We start from the raw sequence: 16,375 nt of genomic DNA on the forward strand, positions 1-16,375 counted from the left end.
CTTAAGTTGCGAAATACTGTTTGACAGTTTAGTGCAAAGATCATTAAACTGCGCACCACTGACCAGTTGGTCAGTCTGTTTGAGAAGGGTGAGAAGATGGATAAAAAAGACCAAATCATCACAGTGGCTTTAAAGCTGTTTGCTAAGAATGGGTTTGAAAAGACATCAGTTTCAGCAATTTGTGAAGAAGCTGAAGTGTCAAAAGGTCTCGTTTTCCACCATTTCAAAAATAAGAATGAATTGCTTAGAGAAGTATTCAATTACATCAGTAAAATCATTGATGAAACAGACGATAGCTATCTTGCGGTAAAAGAGCCAAAAGCGCGTTTAGAAACGTTAATTGAAGCGATTTTTACGGGTATGGCCGTGCCGGAACATAGAGCCATTTACCAGTTTAACTTCAATGTAATGGTGCAGCCGACCACACGAGCATTGTTGATTGATTTGATTGATGAGCGAATGGATGGTTTGCGTGCTGGAGTAGAAGAGGTGTTTGAATACCTTGGTCACCAGCAACCCGCAGTCATTAGCCGCATGTTTGTCGCGGAAATCGATGGTATCGCACTTAATTATTTGCTCAATGATGATTTCCCTCTTGAAGCAGTAAAGCAGGAATTCATTAAGAAGTATTGCTGATGGATTGTCGTTCAGAGACCTTCAAGTTGCCTTTGAACGATAACTAATAACCTAATTGCAAGATATGTATCACGCATCATTAGCGTGATTTTTTTGAACCAACTAGCTGACCGAATGGTCGGTCAACTAGTTTGAAATAGATAAATGAGGATTAAACCCATGAAAACACCTTACCAAATTCAATTTGCAGCATTCGCTGCTGCTGGTGGTCTTTACGATGAACGCCACGCTAAACTTTATGCACAGTTTGCCGATGATTTAATTGTCGACGGCAGCTTTTCAATCGTTTATGACGGCGTGGCACACGCTTGTTATACACCAATCACGGTTGATGCTGCGCCACACTTGAAATGCTATGTATTAGCACCTCTTGCGGTGCTGCCTGAGTATCAAGGAAAAGGTTACGCGACGCGTTTAATGGAAGAAGCAGAAAAGCAGTTGGATGCAGACGTGATCTTTGTGATGGGCGAACCGTTCCACTACGGTAATCGCTACAACACACCACATAAAGTGCTACCACCAGTACGCACTCAAGCACCACTAGAATGTTGGTTTGCCCGTGAACTGACTAAAGGTGCGTTAGATGGTATTGGTGAATCGACATCAAGCATCAAAGGACCTTACGCTCAGCCGCTAATGTGGGGGCATCCAAACGAGCAAGTTTAAGCAAAGGGCACAATGTGCCCTTTGTTGCTTTAGTGTCAGTCAGTTGTGATGCTTGTTTGATATACATAATTATCCCTTTGGCTTGAGTGGCTTTGGCGGTATGTGCAGCGACACTTTGTAATAAGCGATTTCGGATTTGTAGAACTCTTCACCTTCCTGCATCAGCCCAAACTTACGGTAAAAACCCAGTGCTGATGCTCGGGCGTCACACCAAAAATATTCAATCTCTGTTAGCGCTAATTGCGAGAGGATATGCTCAATCATTTGCGTGCCGATCCCTTGCCCTTGATAGTCTGGTAGAGTGGCGAATTTGCGCAATCTTGCCTTGTTTCCGGTGAGATAAATAGAAGCAACAGAGACGAGTTTGTCATCGACAAAAGCGCCGTAATGAAGGGCAGTTTCATCGCCGTCAACTTGGCAAAATGTTGGTGGTTTACTTGGCCATAGAACGGCGTGTCTGATGGGAAGTGCAGACTCTAATGGGATGTGTTTTATTTCCATCTGATCGTAATAACTTACTAGTGTCGTTCGGTGAGCGTGTCGGCTCACCTTACTGATACAGGGCTAAGATACGCAATGATTTCCCCGCTTTATTTTAGAGTTTGCGAAGCATATTGGTGCCTTAAGCGTGTGCTTGTAGGCTATCTTGTGGCGCTTGTTCTCGTTCGCTCATGCCATAGTCACGAATCACCCCAGCGACTCGTAAACGGTAATTTTCAAATACACCGCCGCGACCTTGAGCTTGAGCAAAACGATGCGCTTCTAAATTGCGCCATGCTTCAATTGCAGCTTCGTCACGCCAGAATGACAGCGATAGCACCTTTGTTTGGTCAGTTAAACTCTGAAAACGCTCTATCGAGATAAATCCATCAATCTCAGTGAGAAGCGGTCTAATTTCATTGGCAATGTCGAGGTATTGTGAGGTTTTGCCCTCAGCAACTTGAACTTCAAAAATAACAGCAATCATGGTGGTTCTCTTCGTCTGGCGATAAAAAACGCCGCCCAATGGCAGCGTTGTTAACTTGCACCCCCAAGCACTTTAAGTTACTTGGGGATGAGTAGTGCGGTTGATAAGCTTATCAACTTAGTTTACTGAAGTTGTCGGTAGAACACGCTTTAAAATGTCGGCAAGTGTTACCACACCGACCATTTTTTCATCTTTACTCACGACCGCTAGCTGGACACTGGCTTCGCGCATGCGGGCGAGTGCTTCGTAGACCGGTGTTTTAGAGTCGAGCACATAAGCATTACGTGCTACTTCACGAGCTGGTCGATCCGCTGGCTCGAGTAACGTATCACGCACATGGACAACTAAAGGTTTTAGTCCACTGTTACCAAACACGAGAATACGCAAGTGACCTGATTCCATCGCGGCTGCACGCACGTCTGCCACGGTAGCATTTTTGTCGACATGCGCCATCACCTGACCTTTAGTAACCAAAGATTCAATCTGAATCGAGCTAAGATCGATAAGACCAGAAAGCTGCTTTTGGATTTTTGGTTGCAGCGTGCCAACGTTGCCAGAATGCTCCACCAACTGGCGAATGGTATCAATGTCTTGCCCGCCAACAGCCGCGCTTTCCACCGGTTCAACACCTGAGGCTTTCACCAAACGGTTGGCGATACTGTTAATCCAGTTAAGTAATGGACGCAGCGGCCAAACATAGGCTCTCGCGACAATACCGATAGCCAGCGCTGATTTCTCAGGATGCGCAATCGACCATGATTTTGGCGCCATTTCGCCAACAACTAAGTGAAGGAAGGTCACGACAAACAGAGCAAAGCCAAAAGCTGCGCCATCTGCTAGCCATTCTGGCATGCCAACCGCAATAAAGACCGGGCCTACCCATTGATCAACAGCAGGTTTGGTGACTGCGCCTAATGCAAAGGTACAGAAAGTAATACCGAGCTGCGCACCGGCCAGCATTAGCGTTAGGTCGTTCATGCCTCGTAGTGCCGCGCGCGCAGAGCGACTTTCAACCGCCATTTCTTCAAGGCGATGTCGACGAGCACCCAATAAAGCGAACTCGATGATGACGAAGAAACCACTTAAAACAATCAGCGCGAAAGTGATAACAGAAACAATCAATGGGTCGTTCATTTTTTCTTCTCCAAGATTGATTTCTCTACCAGTTTTACACGCACATCCGTTGGCACGTGTCGTTCGATGCGCAGCACGCTTACCTCTAAGTGACGCAATAGTGGTTCGCCAGAAGCGAGTTCCGAAGGATCGATTGGCAGCGCGACGGTGATCATTTCGCCATTAACAGGCAGTGCGCCTTTTTCGGCAATCAGCATCCCAGCAATGGTTTCTACATCACGTCTTGGTAGATCGTACCCAATCGCACGCTTCACTTCATCAAGGTGAACATTGCCAGTCATTAACCAGACTTTGTCACCTTCCGATACGACGGCATTGCTATTGTCCATATCGTGTTCGTCAGTGATTTCACCAACGATTTCCATCGCCAAATCTTCGATGGTCAACACCCCAGCAAAACCGCCGTATTCATCGATAACACAAGCCAATTGGTTGGTCGATGTTACGAGCTGGTCTAGGGCGTCAGGCAGTCTCATCAAAGTCGGTAAGACGGTCGCAGGGCGCATGACCGATGAAACGGTCGCATCAGCATGCCCAGTTTCGATTTTATTTAGCACATCAGCAAGGTGCACGACACCCACTGGCGCATCATCGTCATTGATTACCGGGTAGCGAGTATGAGCTTGTGCCATCAGCGACAAAAGCTCGGTAAGTGTTGTCTCTGGCTCAACCCAATCGACTTGTGAACGAGGCACCATTGCGTGTTCAACGTCGCGCGCTGGGAAGTCGAGGATTCGGTCCATCATGAACGAGAGTTCCACGGGTAAATCACCGCTGTTGCGAGAGTTGGCGATGATATGGTGCAGATCTTCTTCTGATGCGCTGACGTCTAAATCATGCACGGGCTCGATACGCACCGCACGCAATAGCAAGTTGGCAGATTTGTCGAAGAAGCTGATAAACCAGCCAAATACAGACATGTAAATCAGCGTAGAGCGAGATAGCATGCGAGACATTGGCTCAGCGTTGGCGATGGCAAGGTTTTTTGGGTAAAGCTCACCCAGGATCATTTGTACCACCATGGCGATGACTAATGTTGCCACCGTACCAACTGCGATACCGGTTTCAAGCTCAATGCCAAAGTTTTGCAGTAACACGCCAAGTGAACGGCCGACCAAAGGCTCAGCGACAAAGCCTAGCACAAGACCAGTAACAGTAATGCCAAGCTGCGCACCTGACAGCATAAAGCTGGTGCGTTTAGTGACGGAAAGGGCGCGTTTAGCGGCGGCATCGCCAGAGGCGGCGAAAGTGGCGAGTCTGGTTCTATCGACCGCCATATAGGCAAACTCTTGAGCAACGAAATAGCCGTTTGCGGCAATAATTGCCAAGATAAATAGAATGCCAAACAGAAGGGTAATTAGAGGTTCAATCATTGTTGGTACCTCCTTTGGTAACACAGAGTTAATAAGGAGTTACACAATCGACTTGAATCGGTATCCACACAGTATTCCTAAGGTAATAACAGGAATCGCAGTATATTTGTCTGTTAATAAAATCGTCTATTAATAGTTTTGCACCCTTTCGGTAACCAAAAGTAAACGGAGAGGCGAGAGATACAACTTTGTGAGAAAATACTTGATGTTGCAAACGATATGATGTGCGAATAACCTTTTCGGGCGTTACCAGTTGTTACAATGTCATTATATAAAGTCAGTGTTTTAATCATCCGATCAATTTTTCAACCCTTCTATTGTGCAGTTGTATTGATCCAGTTCGTCGTTATTCAGTGAACTTTAGCGTAGAGCGTTTTAATGGTCTCTTTTAACCAGATCAGTTTAGGGTTATAGGCATTACGTTTATGCCAAATCATAGTGAATGGTGTGGCGAGCTTTTCTTGCAATGGAGAGTCGATAGGAATCGGCAGACATACTAAATCGGGGTGAAGGTTTTTGACGTAATTTAGTGCATATTTCGGTGCAGTAGTCAGCATGTTATGCCCAGGTTGTGCTGCCATAAAGAGTGATTGCTCAAAGCTGGACATAGTCAACGAGACGTCACGTTGTAACCCTAGTTCTGTCAACACATCATCTAGCGCCCATTTCTCGCTTTTTTCCCAAGTAATATTGATATGCGGATAACTTAAAAATGCCGCAAGGTTCCACTCTTGCTTAAGTGCAGGGTGATCTTTGCGTAAATACACCACGGGCAAGTCGCTAGAAAGCACTTCAAAATCGATAAAGTAGGGTAAGAGATCCAAGGACTCTTTTGAAAGCGGATGACTTTCTCTGCCAGTAAATCCAATATCCATTTCACCAAGCACAATCGCATCTATGGAGTCGTAGTCCCAGTTGCTGGTTTTGACCTTAGCATCTGGATAGCGTTGATGAATCGCGAGTAGTAAATCAGATAAAATCGTCAACACTAAAGGGGATTCAATACAGAGGTTAAAACGAACGCCTTTTGCTGCGATATCGCTGCGCTTTTCTGCAATTTGGCTACCTATTTGCAGCCAATCAGCTAGGTCTTGCTCCATACTTTGCGCCAATGGTGTAGGCGTTAAGCCTTTAGGTGTCTTAACAAACAGCGGATCGTCAAACCAGTCGCGCAGTTTATTGAGCGATTTGCTCACTGTTGACGGAGTTAGATTGAGCTTCTTAGCCGCCTTGGAAACGCTTTGCTCTTGAAGCAGCAGCTGTAAGGTGAACAACAAATTCAAATCAAGACGGGCTAGAGACTTCTTCATAATGGTTTTCGTCAGTGAGTTTAGAGTTTAATAGTATTAGAGCCAAACTGAATGTGCTACCAATTGCTAGAGCAAAAACCAACATATTCAGTGCATTAACGCCAACTATCCCCATAAACCAAATATATATTGCCGAGCAACAGACTTGAGCGATGCCAAGTAAAGCACTGGCAACGCCTGCATTTTGTGAGAATTGGCTGAGAGCTTGACTCATTGTGACACCAAAACCGATAGAGAAGCCGGCGCAAATCAGCCCATAACTCAAAATTGTGATGAGTGGTTCGAGCGTTATCGTTGCAAGTAGAACTGCCGATACAAATAACAAAACTTGCGAGCTAATCATCAAGGTTTGTTGTTTAAAGTAATTTAGAGCAAATGGTGCTGAGAACGACGTCAGCATACTAATTAAGGCAGTACCGGCCATCACTGACGAGTAACCAGCGCGATCGAGGCCGAGCTCTCCCATTAGAATCATCGGTGACACATTGACATAGGTTAGAATCGTCGTCACTCCTAGTGCGGCAATGACTAGTCGACTAATAAAGAAAAGGTTGAGTAGTGATTCTTGACCTGCTGGCGAAGTGGATTGATGACCTTTTGGTGTTTTGCTTCTGGTTTCTTTAAAGATCAAAGCTGAAAGCAAACAGACAGCAATGCCCATCCATGCCATGGTAGTAAAGAGTGTTTGCCATGGGAACTTGAGCATGATCAGGTGACCAATTACCGGAGCAATCACAGGAATAATGCAGGTGATACCATTGAGCATGGAGAGTATTTTTGCTCTAAGTTGGTCTTCCAAACTATCGCGTAAGATGGCGAATGCCACCACATAACAGGCTCCTGCACCAATGCCTTGGGCGAAACGAGCGGCCAAAAAGATGCCAGCATCTTGTGCCATACCCGCAAAAAACGATGCAGCAATAAATATCGCAGAACCAATTATCGCTATAGGTTTACGTCCAATCACATCGGAAATCTTGCCAGCAAACAGCATGGTGGCAGCCATACCCGCTAGATAAATTGAAAATGCCATATGTAGCTGCGACTCACTGGCTTTTAAGTCAGCGGCTATTTGCGGGAGCCCTACTAGATAGAGGTCAATCGCGGTGGGGTAGAGCAGAACAAGAAAGAAACTAGATAATAAAATACGAAACATAATCACCTCACTAATTATTGCGCTAGATATTAGTGAGGTGAGTGTTAGACAGCGAGTGGTAACGGCGACATTAGGTATGTCCATCTACGACATGGGCTGTTTAGGTTGAAGCTTATAACGCCAAACATCTTTTTAGTGCACGCTCTCGCGATTTCGCCAGCTTTTGCGCAAGTTCGCTTTCAGTCAGACGATCTTCTTGCAGGCTGTCGGTCAAATTAGACAGTGCGCGACCCTCAATGATTTTTGTTTTTTGCTTATAGAACTCTTTTTCGACAGTGGAGCTAATGTTTTTTATTTCTTCCAATGACTTAGTGTCTTTTCGCATTAACTGTTTAATGTCATCTGCATTCATGCCATCGATAGCGGCTTGATAAAAGGCGTTTTGATACTCAGTAAAAAACTCACATTGCTCCTCTCTACTGCCATCGGTTGGAAAACTGGAGCTGAGAATACCAGTCTCGCCGCCGCCAAATAACAAGGTTGCGGCTAAGATAACCGCAGCAGCGCAACCACCGACGAGCAACTTGTTCTTAGTGTTTAATGTTTGAATTTTTTCCATATTTGCGTTGTTTTTAAGATTGTTGAAAGACATATGATTTCCTACCCATTTGCGTTGTTCGTTTGATTGGATGCAGCGCTAAATGGCTGCCTCTCTATGGTTGCTATCTTGTGTCATTCACTAGGGCGAAGCCATGTACATCAAATGGATTTATTTACGCAAAGAAAGCGGAAGGCAGGATGATGAAATGTGACTTGTGGCACATTTTATTCTTGCTGGCACCTTGCGCGATTTTTCTAAAAGTGACGAGTTAAGCTTGTTACTCACCAAGCAACATGGAGAGGAAAGCTTCTCGATTGACCGGGCTATTGTCTCTATGGGTGGTGTATTTAGCGTGCTGCGTTTTATCGGCCGAGGGGTAAAGGGTAATGCCCCACAGCGGGTTAATTTGATTGGGGAGCATGGAATATCGCACATCGACAATCCGCATTGCATCGTTTGGGTCTTGAGCCAAATAATCATCAGAAAAACGGCGAAAACGCTCGATATCTTTCGCTTGTTGCGAATCAGGCGTGAGCCAAGGTAAATCTCTGCTTATTTTGAGCCTAGTGATAGATTCGCCCGGATAAGTTTTGACGGATGTACCCACTCTGACCGCATCAACAAAGTAGCGATGCTCGGTTTCGTAAACTACTTTCCACAACAGAATATTGCCAAAGCTAGGCTTGGCTTCAAGCCGAGCCGGTGTGTGTTGCCGCTGCTCGGCTAAGTGCCATCCAGCCGCTTCTGCGCGATCTCGCTGAATCATACCTAAAGAGGGATACAGCAATGCCCAAGCAAAAGCAATCCGTGCCAACCAAGGCGTGCGTTTTAATGTGGCGAAAAACAGTAAGATCAGCAGTGGCAAGGTGAAGAGTGGATCAATCACGGAGATGGTGTTCCACGCAAATCGCTCAGTGGATAGAGGCCATAAAAGCTGTGTGCCATAAGTCGTGCACGCGTCGAGCAGGGCATGAGTCGAGTAACCGAGCGCGCAGTAGAGCCAGCTTTGTTTAAATGAAAACCTCTGCCGTTTGGCGATTAGAGGGTGCAAAACCAATCCACAGAGTAAGCTACCGAATGGGATAAACAGCAGTGAGTGAGTAAATCGGCGATGATATTCTAGAAACAGTAATGGGTCATTGGATGATTGGATCAACACATCTAAGTCTGGCGCCATTCCCGCAAGCAGACCTAAAGCGCCAGCAACCAACAGATGATTCTTGTTGCTGGCCGATTGGCTTAAAGCGGCTCCTAGTACACCTTGCGTTAATGGATCCATAAATTAACTCATTGATAGCGCGAGACTAAAACGTATCAATTGAGTGTAGCAAATCACCGGCTGGATGATGTTTCTAGGTATGTTGTAAGACATGTTCTAAGGCAATGAGTTTGCTTATCAACCTACAGAAAACTCTCGATAGGCAGCAACCCACTTAACCACGCGCCGCTGCGCAATAACCAACCCGCATCGGGTTCGCTATCGAATAGCTGATGGGTTTGGTAGTCGCGCCATACTAGCTCATCGTCTTGCAGCTCTAATTTATACGCGCTCGTTTTTAGTAGTTCCAACAGCCCTTGTTGAGCCGTTTGGACATACTCAGAGTGGTCAAATACAACTGCCATTTCAGTATTAAGCTCAGCCGAGCGCGGGTCCATATTCATTGAGCCAACAAACATCTTCTGCTCATCAAGTAACATCACTTTAGCGTGCAGACTCGAGCGACTGCTGCCCGTGACACTCCATTTGTGCTCGATTTTAGCGTTGGCTTTCATCTCCCAAAGCTCGATACCACCTTTGACTAATTCTTCACGGTATTTAGCATACCAACCGTGCACCGCAAACACATCGTTAGACGCAAGAGAGTTGGTAAGAATGGTGATTTTTTTGCCTCTTTGGGCTGCTTTGATTAGCGCTTTCGTACCGGCTTCTGTTGGCACAAAGTATGGCGAAACAATAATTGCCGAGTGGTTTACGTTGGCAAGTAGCTGCGCAAGACCATCAATAAGTTGGCTTTGTCCGTTGTCGATTTTTTTAGGTAAATCGTACAATAAAACCGCGTCACCCCAATTGAGAGTAACTTGCTTATGCATAATGTTTTGATACAGCGGTAGCGTCTCAAAACTGTACTCGTCACTGGTGAACTCATGCTCAACTCTTGATGTTTTTCGCCATTGCTCGATGTCTTGCTGGTTTAGTGCGCCATCAATTTTATGCAGCCAGGCGATAGGGACGGCGAACTCACTGTTCCAGTAATGATCGAACTGGACTTGAGTTTGCTCTACGACCGGACCGTAGAGCAGCAAATCGAAATCACCAAACTCGACATCAGAGCGGAATGAAAAATATTCATTGCCAATATTACGCCCGCCCACTACCGAGACCACGCCATCAGCGGTGAGGGATTTGTTGTGCATGCGACGATTGAGGCGATCACCTTCGGTTACCCATGACAACATCCGTAAATAACGGTGCTGATGTGGGTTAAACAGACGAATTTCAATATTGGGATGATTGTTCAAATAGGCGATGGTGCTGTCTTTACGGCTTTGCATATCATCAAGCAGTAGCCTGACTTTTACCCCTCGTTCGGCTGCTTCAAACACGCGCCAGATAAGCAATTGGCTGGTCTCATCATCTCGGAAAATGTAGTACTGAAGGTCAAGAGAGCTTGAAGCGGACTCGATCATCGCAAGGCGTGTCAGTAGCGCATCGTGCCCTGTGCCAAGCGGGTAAAAGCCAGAATACTGCGCAGGCGTATTAGTTGGCGGTTGGAAAAATGCCGCCAACTCCGAAGTATTATCAAAGCCTACGTGGTAGGTGGCAACCTTGGGGCTAAACTCTGCGCTTGATTCACAGCCAACCAGCAATAAGACACTGATCAGCAACGTCATCCATCTTTTCAACTCAATTCATCCTTTGAACAGCGTGATGAATTAAGTTAACACAATTCGTTGTTTTTTATATCGATCTAATCCATATCGTTGTTATTTTTGAGTTGGTGGATTAGTTGGGAAGGTATGTCCCGCTTAAAACTGAAACGATCTTTTTGAGCTTTGTGTAAGCGGTCCAATTACTCTTTGTCTTGCCATGGTGATTTGCTATTTGTACGCTTTTGAATGATAAACTCAAACTTTGTCATTTCCGCGTAGGCGGGAATCTTTTTGTTTAAATTCAGTGGCTTGTTGAGTTAGTGGGTGGGTATGTCCCGCTTAAAACTGGAGTGATCCTTTTGAGCTTTGTGTAAGCGGTCCAATTACTCTTTGTCTTGCCAAAGAGTAATCAGAAAGGCGCTTTTGAAATGCACGCGCTGCCCGGCCGGTTTTAGGCGTTCCCGACGCCGAAAACCTAAAAATGCCTCCTGCATTTTTACCTAGGGTAGTGGAGTCATTTGGCTCTGTTGTGGGGTAGATCTTGTGATTCGTTATTGGTAGACAAAAGACTAGATCTGACCCTATTTACTGTTTCAGGCCTGCATGTAACACTACAAGAAATCTTAGTCGGAATTGCGCTTTTATAAATCCAGCTAGAGTTAGAACTCGTCACGTGTACAAGGCTATTAAGGCTAGCAAGAATTATCGATTTCAAAACGTTAGATATAAAGGCTCCAAACGGAGCCTTTGTTATTAATATATGTTAAAGCTATAGATCAATCGATATTTGGTATTACTTCAGGGTTGCTTCGAGCGTATGTGTCAAACTTATCCGAAATCACTTCGAGACGATCCCATTTAACCGTGCTCTGAGGCAGTAACGCGTCATCATCATTTACAATTGCGAGAAGCAAGTTTTTCACAGTCTCATACATCTCCGCGTCCTTAAGCATATTAATAGCATTTTCTGGCTTCCCGCCATCTATGCCAAAATCAAAATACGCGGTTTCAAAATCAATAACAGAAGCAAAGACTGTACTAAACTCAGTCATTTGATCTAAAATCTTTGAATTATTCGACCATGCAGGATTTACCTCCTTTCTGCGTCTCTTTTCTTTAACACCTTGAGCGTTTTTCATCCAGCGATTTTTAATAATTTCTTTGCAATCAATATCATGCAAGACATAATACTTTTTATTGAAATGGTTAAGTATTTTCATGAACATTGCCACTTGTACTTTACCACCACACCTAACAATGAGTAGATCGTCTAAAGAGCTGTTCCCTTCAGCTTTTAAGTCGCTTATGACTTTACCAAATGCCGTGTATTCAGTATCACCTTCGACCAGTAGAACGCGGCCACCGAAAAAAAACTCCATAGAATCGGGATTTAACATATTAAGCAATTTTAACGATTCAATTTCGTCTTTGCTAAAATTAACGTCATTAGGTTTGAATATCGTAGTGGCGACTATATTTTCTCCCTGACTCTCTACTCGGATAATCTTTGTATGGTCTCGAGTTAGGTCAATAAAGCAAGGAGAATGAGTAGTTATCATTACCTGCCAATTATCATAGCGCTCTGCTACGTCATAGAGCATGTCACGAGTATCTCGGCAAGCACTAGGGTGTAAGCTCAACTCAGGTTCATCTAAGAGTAGTAGATGGGATTTAATTTCACCGAGAGCCTTAGGTTTTGCTTTGCCGGTACTAGATTCAAAGCCAAGATCTGCAATTTTCTTTAGAACAGACCACAATAAGGTCCTTCTTGCCCCGCTTCCATGATTAGCGACCGGAAACATTTGCTCGCCTTTACCAAACGTAATATCAATTTCTTTCGCGTCAAATAGCTTTAGATTTGTACCTTCGATTTCAGAGTCCGACAGATTAATTTCAAACTTATGATCTGGAACAATTTTAGAAGCATACTCCGTAATCTCTTTAGCAATATTTGATATTTCGTCTCTAGTTGACGCAACAAACTCTTTTTTTAGTTCATTAAACTGGTCATGTAATGTATCGAAATCAGAAAGCTTTTCTGTAGGCTTAAAGCTTCGAATTTTTTCTTCAAGTACCACATCGAGTAGAATTTTTTTAATTGATTCATTTTGATCGTCGGGATTATCAAATGTTCCAATCAAGTGTGCTTTTGGTCTCTTCTTACGTGATGCATTGTCGCTAGCCCATGGTCGATGTGGCGTAGGGTCTTCATTTACATTCGGATATCTATCTAGGTCTACTCGAAAACCTAATCGTGTAGGTGCTGTGTTAACTGCCTCCCAAACGTATTTTTCTTTAACTCTACATGAATCGCCTTGAATAATTTCTCTAAAATTTTTGCTTGGTCTATCGTCGCCATCACAGATCATATGTAATTCGATAGTAGGTTTCGCATCAGGATCATTCGTAATTTGATTGTGGAAATCTTCCTTACCGATCTTTTCGTTATTAACTGCTATTTGGTAAGCCTTTAATATTGTGCTCTTACCGAAGTTATTACCTCCAACAAGAATAACAATGTCGTCTAGATCTATACCAACCGGTGTTGAACCAATAGATCGAAAGTTAGAAATTATTAGTTTTTCGAGTTTTACTGCCATATTTTTCTCTCTGACGAAATATATTAAATGTTATAAATCGTTTATAACCTTTAAAAAATCAGAGTATCGTACTAATAAGGTTGCGTATAAACAATATCTTTGCATTTAAGAGTTGACCAAGCATCGTAAAAGGTGAAGCGAGTCATTAAAATAGTGAATTTCACCTCGTATTACATCTAGGGGATTAACAGCCAATAGAATTGAGAAGAATGGATAACTTTTAGTATTGCAAAAAACGTGAAAAGGAATGAATGAGTAAAAGGTCAAACCAATAATGGGGCAGAGCTGAGTTTAAATATTCTTCGCCCAGATGTTTTCAATTGGTTAAAGATAACTATCACCCTAGGCAAAAATGCAGGACAGCATTTTTAGGTTTTCGGCGTCGGGAACGCCTAAAACCGGCCGGACAAAGTCAGAGATACAAAAGCGCCTTTCTGGTTACTCTTTGGTAAGACAAAGAGTAACTGGACCGCTTACAGTAAGGGAAAAGAGAGCGACAGGCTTTTAAGCGGGACATTCCGCAATATCAAGGTCAGAAAATTAAAAAGCAAGATCCTCACTTTCGCGAGGATGACAAATATTGGCATCCCGCATCCCGCATCCCGCATCCAAAGCCCCTTACTGATTCCTCAACCCCATCCGACACAACTGCCTAAAATCCTTTGGGCTTACCCCGGTATGACGCTTAAAAAACTTCGTCATATTAGTCGCTTCATTAAAACCAAGATCAGCGGCGATATCCGCAATCGCGTATTGGCTAAATGCCAGTTGGCGCTTGGCTTCAATTAAAACGCGCTCATCGAGCAGTTCTTTGACGCTAATACCGGCGTTATCTTTAGCAAGCTTGTCTAATTGCTTGACGCTTTTGCCTAGCACCAGCGCCATTTCGGCGACGGATGGGCGCTGGCTAAAGTGCTCATCAATGTAGTTCTTTAGGCGGTAAAAATCGCTGGCGCCGAGGTTTTGCATTTGCTGAGCGTTTTGCTTGTAAAGCGGCACAATTGATTTGAGTAAGATAGTGCGCAGCAGATTGCGAATGATCTCAGCACGAAACTCAGAGTCAGAGTAAAACTCACTGACCATGACACGAAAGAGGGCATCAATATCTTCGCCAATATCGTGGGTGCAGTTTACATGCACGAGTGCGGCAATAATCGAATCAAAGTAAGGGTCTTGCTTGTGTTCAGCAAGAAAGGTGCAGTTAAACGGCACCACAAATCCGTCGACAGTGCGGGTTTTGGCAAAGGCGTGGATCTGGTTCTTACCCAAGGAAATCAGCGTGCCCGCTTTGATGCGATGCAACTGGTGATCAATATAGTGCTGACCTTCACCTTCAGTTATGTAAATCAACGCGCTGAAGTTAAGCCGATGATGGCATGAAACATCGTCCAAACTGCGCGCTTGGTAAAGCTCAGAAATACGGTAAATATAGGGATTGGTTAATCCGGATTCAGAGCGCATGCGCTCAAGGGGAATACTTTTACAACTCATAGATAGCACGAAGGAGCTTAATGTTAACGGTAACACTAAGCTCCTGATTTTATTCTTCTAGTTATTGATGAGGCGATATGGTTAGTACTGTTCGCTTTCCATATCTTGCGCCATCTGCTTAAAGTCAACTTGCGGCTTACTTTCTACTACAACCACAGGTTTTTCTACTGGCTTGGTCACACTATGCAGTAATTGTTGCTGGCTTTGTTCACTAGTTAGGCTAACAAAGCTGGTGGCAAGCTGCAGCACAATCACCACCGAGGCTAAACAGTAAAAAGCAAGAGAGATATGTTTTCTCATGGGTTACTCCTTGTCCTGTTTCATCGGGCGACGGACTTTGCTCTTTTTCGCACGAGACTGCTTGAACCAGCTCTTGTTAAACACCAAGAAGTCTGTCATGGCATTGACTGGGCAAAGGCTCTGACACCAAGGGCGACGCACTACTAGCGAGGTTAAGATGATCATCACCGTCAGCACAAATAGGTACATGCCACCAATCATGCCAAAGGCAATACCAAATGGTTCATAGACAAACGCGGCTGGGCTGCGGAAGTACGCGCCAAGGCAAAGCGTGACTAACAGTAAGACGCGTGGAAACCAGATAAATAGCTCGTTACGGATAGGCGAGGATTTGGCGTTACCCACTTTGGCTAAACATTTTTGTACCGCACCGAATGGGCACAAGCTTTCGCAGTAGATATTGCGATTGTAGTAAAAAATGTAGCCGATACTTAGAGCGAGCAAGATAAACGGCGTGTAGTTAGCCACACCAGAAATCCATGAGCCATAAATCGCGCCGCCCATAATAGAAGCCGAGTAAAGCGAAGCAGAGTGGAAGCCAAACAAGATGGTTGAGCCACCAAGAATAGCGATATTGAACTTCACTTTGTGCTCAGAGCGGGTACGGTTCACCCACACTGCTAAAGCAAAGAACACCAACGCCGCTGCATCTAACCACTTGAAGTAACTCAATGCAGACGCTTGCTCTGATAGGCGGTAGCCATACAGCGCCTCGCGCACTGGATCCGCAGCTTGGTCTACGGCAGTAATATAAGCCTCAGAGGTCAGTGTTGCGCCGGTAACCGCATCGACATGCAGTGAGGTTTTCACGCGCTGACCTAACAGGTTCTCTGGCAGTTTTTCTTCTACTACTTTGTCAAAGTATGACGAGGTCTCTTTGGATGAAAGCAGCGAGATCGTTTCCACTTCGCCTGATGGAGTAAACACAGCGCCAACGGTCAGTTCGCCGCCATAGCCTACGCCAGAGCCAAAACTGACCCATTTAGCTTGTGCTTTGTCGCCATCAGCACCAACAAGCTGGTACAAGTTAGGTGAGACTTCAACCAGTTCACTGCCCGCAGTGGAAATGTGTTGAAAGAATTGCGCTTGTGAGTTGTTGGTGCGTAGACCGCCCAAGTACCAAGCCAAAATCAGCAGCAAAATAGATGCGATGCTGGCGATCTTCTCTAGGTTTTTATTTCGATTTGTTTTTTGTTTTCGTTCAGCCATAAAACTAATACCAAACAGGATAAGTAAGTGGTCAGAAAATTGCGCAAGGAAAATCGCTTAGAACTAGGCGCAGATTGCCGCTAACTAGTTATTCTAATTACAAAATCTGCAACAACGTTAT

At 44.6% G+C, this 16,375-nt stretch carries 15 protein-coding genes; 2 read left to right on the top strand and 13 right to left on the bottom strand.

Going from position 1 to position 16,375, the window contains the following annotated elements; genetic code table 11:
* The first annotated feature begins 96 nt into the window (after nt 1-96).
* Both DPF93_RS04715 and DPF93_RS04720 read left to right on the top strand, forming a co-directional pair.
* A complete protein-coding gene (locus DPF93_RS04715; protein ID WP_114765058.1) occupies nt 97-636 on the top strand; it encodes a TetR/AcrR family transcriptional regulator in 540 nt (179 codons plus the stop codon).
* A 159-nt stretch (nt 637-795) separates the two neighbouring features.
* Entirely contained in the window at nt 796-1,302 is a 507-nt protein-coding gene (locus DPF93_RS04720) for a GNAT family N-acetyltransferase (protein ID WP_114765059.1), read from the top strand.
* 69 nt (nt 1,303-1,371) lie between these two features.
* Here the strand turns inward: DPF93_RS04720 and DPF93_RS04725 are convergent, their stop codons facing one another.
* From DPF93_RS04725 to DPF93_RS04785, 13 genes are all read right to left on the bottom strand, one after another.
* Nucleotides 1,372-1,803: a GNAT family N-acetyltransferase gene (locus DPF93_RS04725; RefSeq protein ID WP_114765060.1), complete on the bottom strand. Its 432-nt coding sequence runs from the start codon at nt 1,801-1,803 to the stop codon at nt 1,372-1,374.
* A 121-nt stretch (nt 1,804-1,924) separates the two neighbouring features.
* Complete coding sequence (locus tag DPF93_RS04730) at nt 1,925-2,269, bottom strand: antibiotic biosynthesis monooxygenase family protein (RefSeq protein WP_114765061.1); 345 nt, start codon at nt 2,267-2,269, stop codon at nt 1,925-1,927.
* A 117-nt stretch (nt 2,270-2,386) separates the two neighbouring features.
* Nucleotides 2,387-3,403, bottom strand: coding sequence for a hemolysin family protein (locus tag DPF93_RS04735; protein ID WP_114765062.1), 1,017 nt, complete (start codon nt 3,401-3,403; stop codon nt 2,387-2,389).
* The gene (locus tag DPF93_RS04740) at nt 3,400-4,776 is read right to left on the bottom strand and encodes a hemolysin family protein (protein ID WP_114765063.1); all 1,377 of its coding nucleotides are present in this window, start codon (nt 4,774-4,776) and stop codon (nt 3,400-3,402) included. The genes DPF93_RS04735 and DPF93_RS04740 overlap by 4 nt, the downstream gene beginning before the upstream one ends.
* Before the next feature lie 350 nt (nt 4,777-5,126).
* Nucleotides 5,127-6,086, bottom strand: coding sequence for an HTH-type transcriptional regulator YidZ (yidZ, locus tag DPF93_RS04745; protein WP_114765064.1), 960 nt, complete (start codon nt 6,084-6,086; stop codon nt 5,127-5,129).
* The gene (locus DPF93_RS04750) at nt 6,061-7,242 is read right to left on the bottom strand and encodes an MFS transporter (protein WP_114765065.1); all 1,182 of its coding nucleotides are present in this window, start codon (nt 7,240-7,242) and stop codon (nt 6,061-6,063) included. Before DPF93_RS04750 ends, yidZ begins: the two co-directional genes overlap by 26 nt.
* Before the next feature lie 112 nt (nt 7,243-7,354).
* Nucleotides 7,355-7,834, bottom strand: a complete 480-nt coding sequence (locus tag DPF93_RS04755; RefSeq protein ID WP_114765066.1) for a hypothetical protein — start codon at nt 7,832-7,834, stop codon at nt 7,355-7,357.
* Between the two features lie 226 nt (nt 7,835-8,060).
* On the bottom strand, nt 8,061-9,062 hold the full coding sequence (locus DPF93_RS04760; RefSeq protein ID WP_114765067.1) for a metal-dependent hydrolase: 1,002 nt from the start codon (nt 9,060-9,062) through the stop codon (nt 8,061-8,063).
* 122 nt (nt 9,063-9,184) lie between these two features.
* Nucleotides 9,185-10,675, bottom strand: coding sequence for a phospholipase D family protein (locus DPF93_RS04765; protein WP_114765068.1), 1,491 nt, complete (start codon nt 10,673-10,675; stop codon nt 9,185-9,187).
* A 755-nt stretch (nt 10,676-11,430) separates the two neighbouring features.
* Nucleotides 11,431-13,254: an ATP-dependent nuclease gene (locus DPF93_RS04770; protein ID WP_114765069.1), complete on the bottom strand. Its 1,824-nt coding sequence runs from the start codon at nt 13,252-13,254 to the stop codon at nt 11,431-11,433.
* 618 nt (nt 13,255-13,872) lie between these two features.
* Nucleotides 13,873-14,745 (bottom strand): helix-turn-helix transcriptional regulator, encoded by an 873-nt coding sequence (locus DPF93_RS04775; protein WP_114765164.1) that lies wholly within the window; start codon nt 14,743-14,745, stop codon nt 13,873-13,875.
* An 81-nt stretch (nt 14,746-14,826) separates the two neighbouring features.
* Nucleotides 14,827-15,045 (bottom strand): hypothetical protein, encoded by a 219-nt coding sequence (locus DPF93_RS04780; protein WP_075650812.1) that lies wholly within the window; start codon nt 15,043-15,045, stop codon nt 14,827-14,829.
* A 3-nt stretch (nt 15,046-15,048) separates the two neighbouring features.
* Nucleotides 15,049-16,254 carry an FMN-binding protein gene (locus DPF93_RS04785; RefSeq protein WP_244204677.1) on the bottom strand — a complete coding sequence of 402 codons (1,206 nt, stop codon included), beginning with the start codon at nt 16,252-16,254 and terminating at the stop codon, nt 15,049-15,051.
* Nucleotides 16,255-16,375: the final 121 nt, after the last annotated feature.

The sequence above is a fragment of the Vibrio rhodolitus genome (assembly GCF_003350325.1).
In the GTDB taxonomy this organism is placed as follows: Bacteria; Pseudomonadota; Gammaproteobacteria; order Enterobacterales; family Vibrionaceae; genus Vibrio; species Vibrio rhodolitus.

Coding starts and splice junctions, on each gene's coding strand:
- DPF93_RS04725 (WP_114765060.1), bottom strand. CDS start 1,803: ATGGAAATAAAACACATCCCATTAGAGTCTGCACTTCCCATCAGACAC.
- DPF93_RS04780 (WP_075650812.1), bottom strand. CDS start 15,045: ATGAGAAAACATATCTCTCTTGCTTTTTACTGTTTAGCCTCGGTGGTG.
- DPF93_RS04765 (WP_114765068.1), bottom strand. CDS start 10,675: ATGACGTTGCTGATCAGTGTCTTATTGCTGGTTGGCTGTGAATCAAGC.
- DPF93_RS04730 (WP_114765061.1), bottom strand. CDS start 2,269: ATGATTGCTGTTATTTTTGAAGTTCAAGTTGCTGAGGGCAAAACCTCA.
- DPF93_RS04755 (WP_114765066.1), bottom strand. CDS start 7,834: ATGTCTTTCAACAATCTTAAAAACAACGCAAATATGGAAAAAATTCAA.
- DPF93_RS04715 (WP_114765058.1), top strand. CDS start 97: ATGGATAAAAAAGACCAAATCATCACAGTGGCTTTAAAGCTGTTTGCT.
- DPF93_RS04720 (WP_114765059.1), top strand. CDS start 796: ATGAAAACACCTTACCAAATTCAATTTGCAGCATTCGCTGCTGCTGGT.
- yidZ (WP_114765064.1), bottom strand. CDS start 6,086: ATGAAGAAGTCTCTAGCCCGTCTTGATTTGAATTTGTTGTTCACCTTA.
- DPF93_RS04735 (WP_114765062.1), bottom strand. CDS start 3,403: ATGAACGACCCATTGATTGTTTCTGTTATCACTTTCGCGCTGATTGTT.
- DPF93_RS04785 (WP_244204677.1), bottom strand. CDS start 16,254: ATGGCTGAACGAAAACAAAAAACAAATCGAAATAAAAACCTAGAGAAG.
- DPF93_RS04770 (WP_114765069.1), bottom strand. CDS start 13,254: ATGGCAGTAAAACTCGAAAAACTAATAATTTCTAACTTTCGATCTATT.
- DPF93_RS04760 (WP_114765067.1), bottom strand. CDS start 9,062: ATGGATCCATTAACGCAAGGTGTACTAGGAGCCGCTTTAAGCCAATCG.
- DPF93_RS04740 (WP_114765063.1), bottom strand. CDS start 4,776: ATGATTGAACCTCTAATTACCCTTCTGTTTGGCATTCTATTTATCTTG.
- DPF93_RS04775 (WP_114765164.1), bottom strand. CDS start 14,745: ATGAGTTGTAAAAGTATTCCCCTTGAGCGCATGCGCTCTGAATCCGGA.
- DPF93_RS04750 (WP_114765065.1), bottom strand. CDS start 7,242: ATGTTTCGTATTTTATTATCTAGTTTCTTTCTTGTTCTGCTCTACCCC.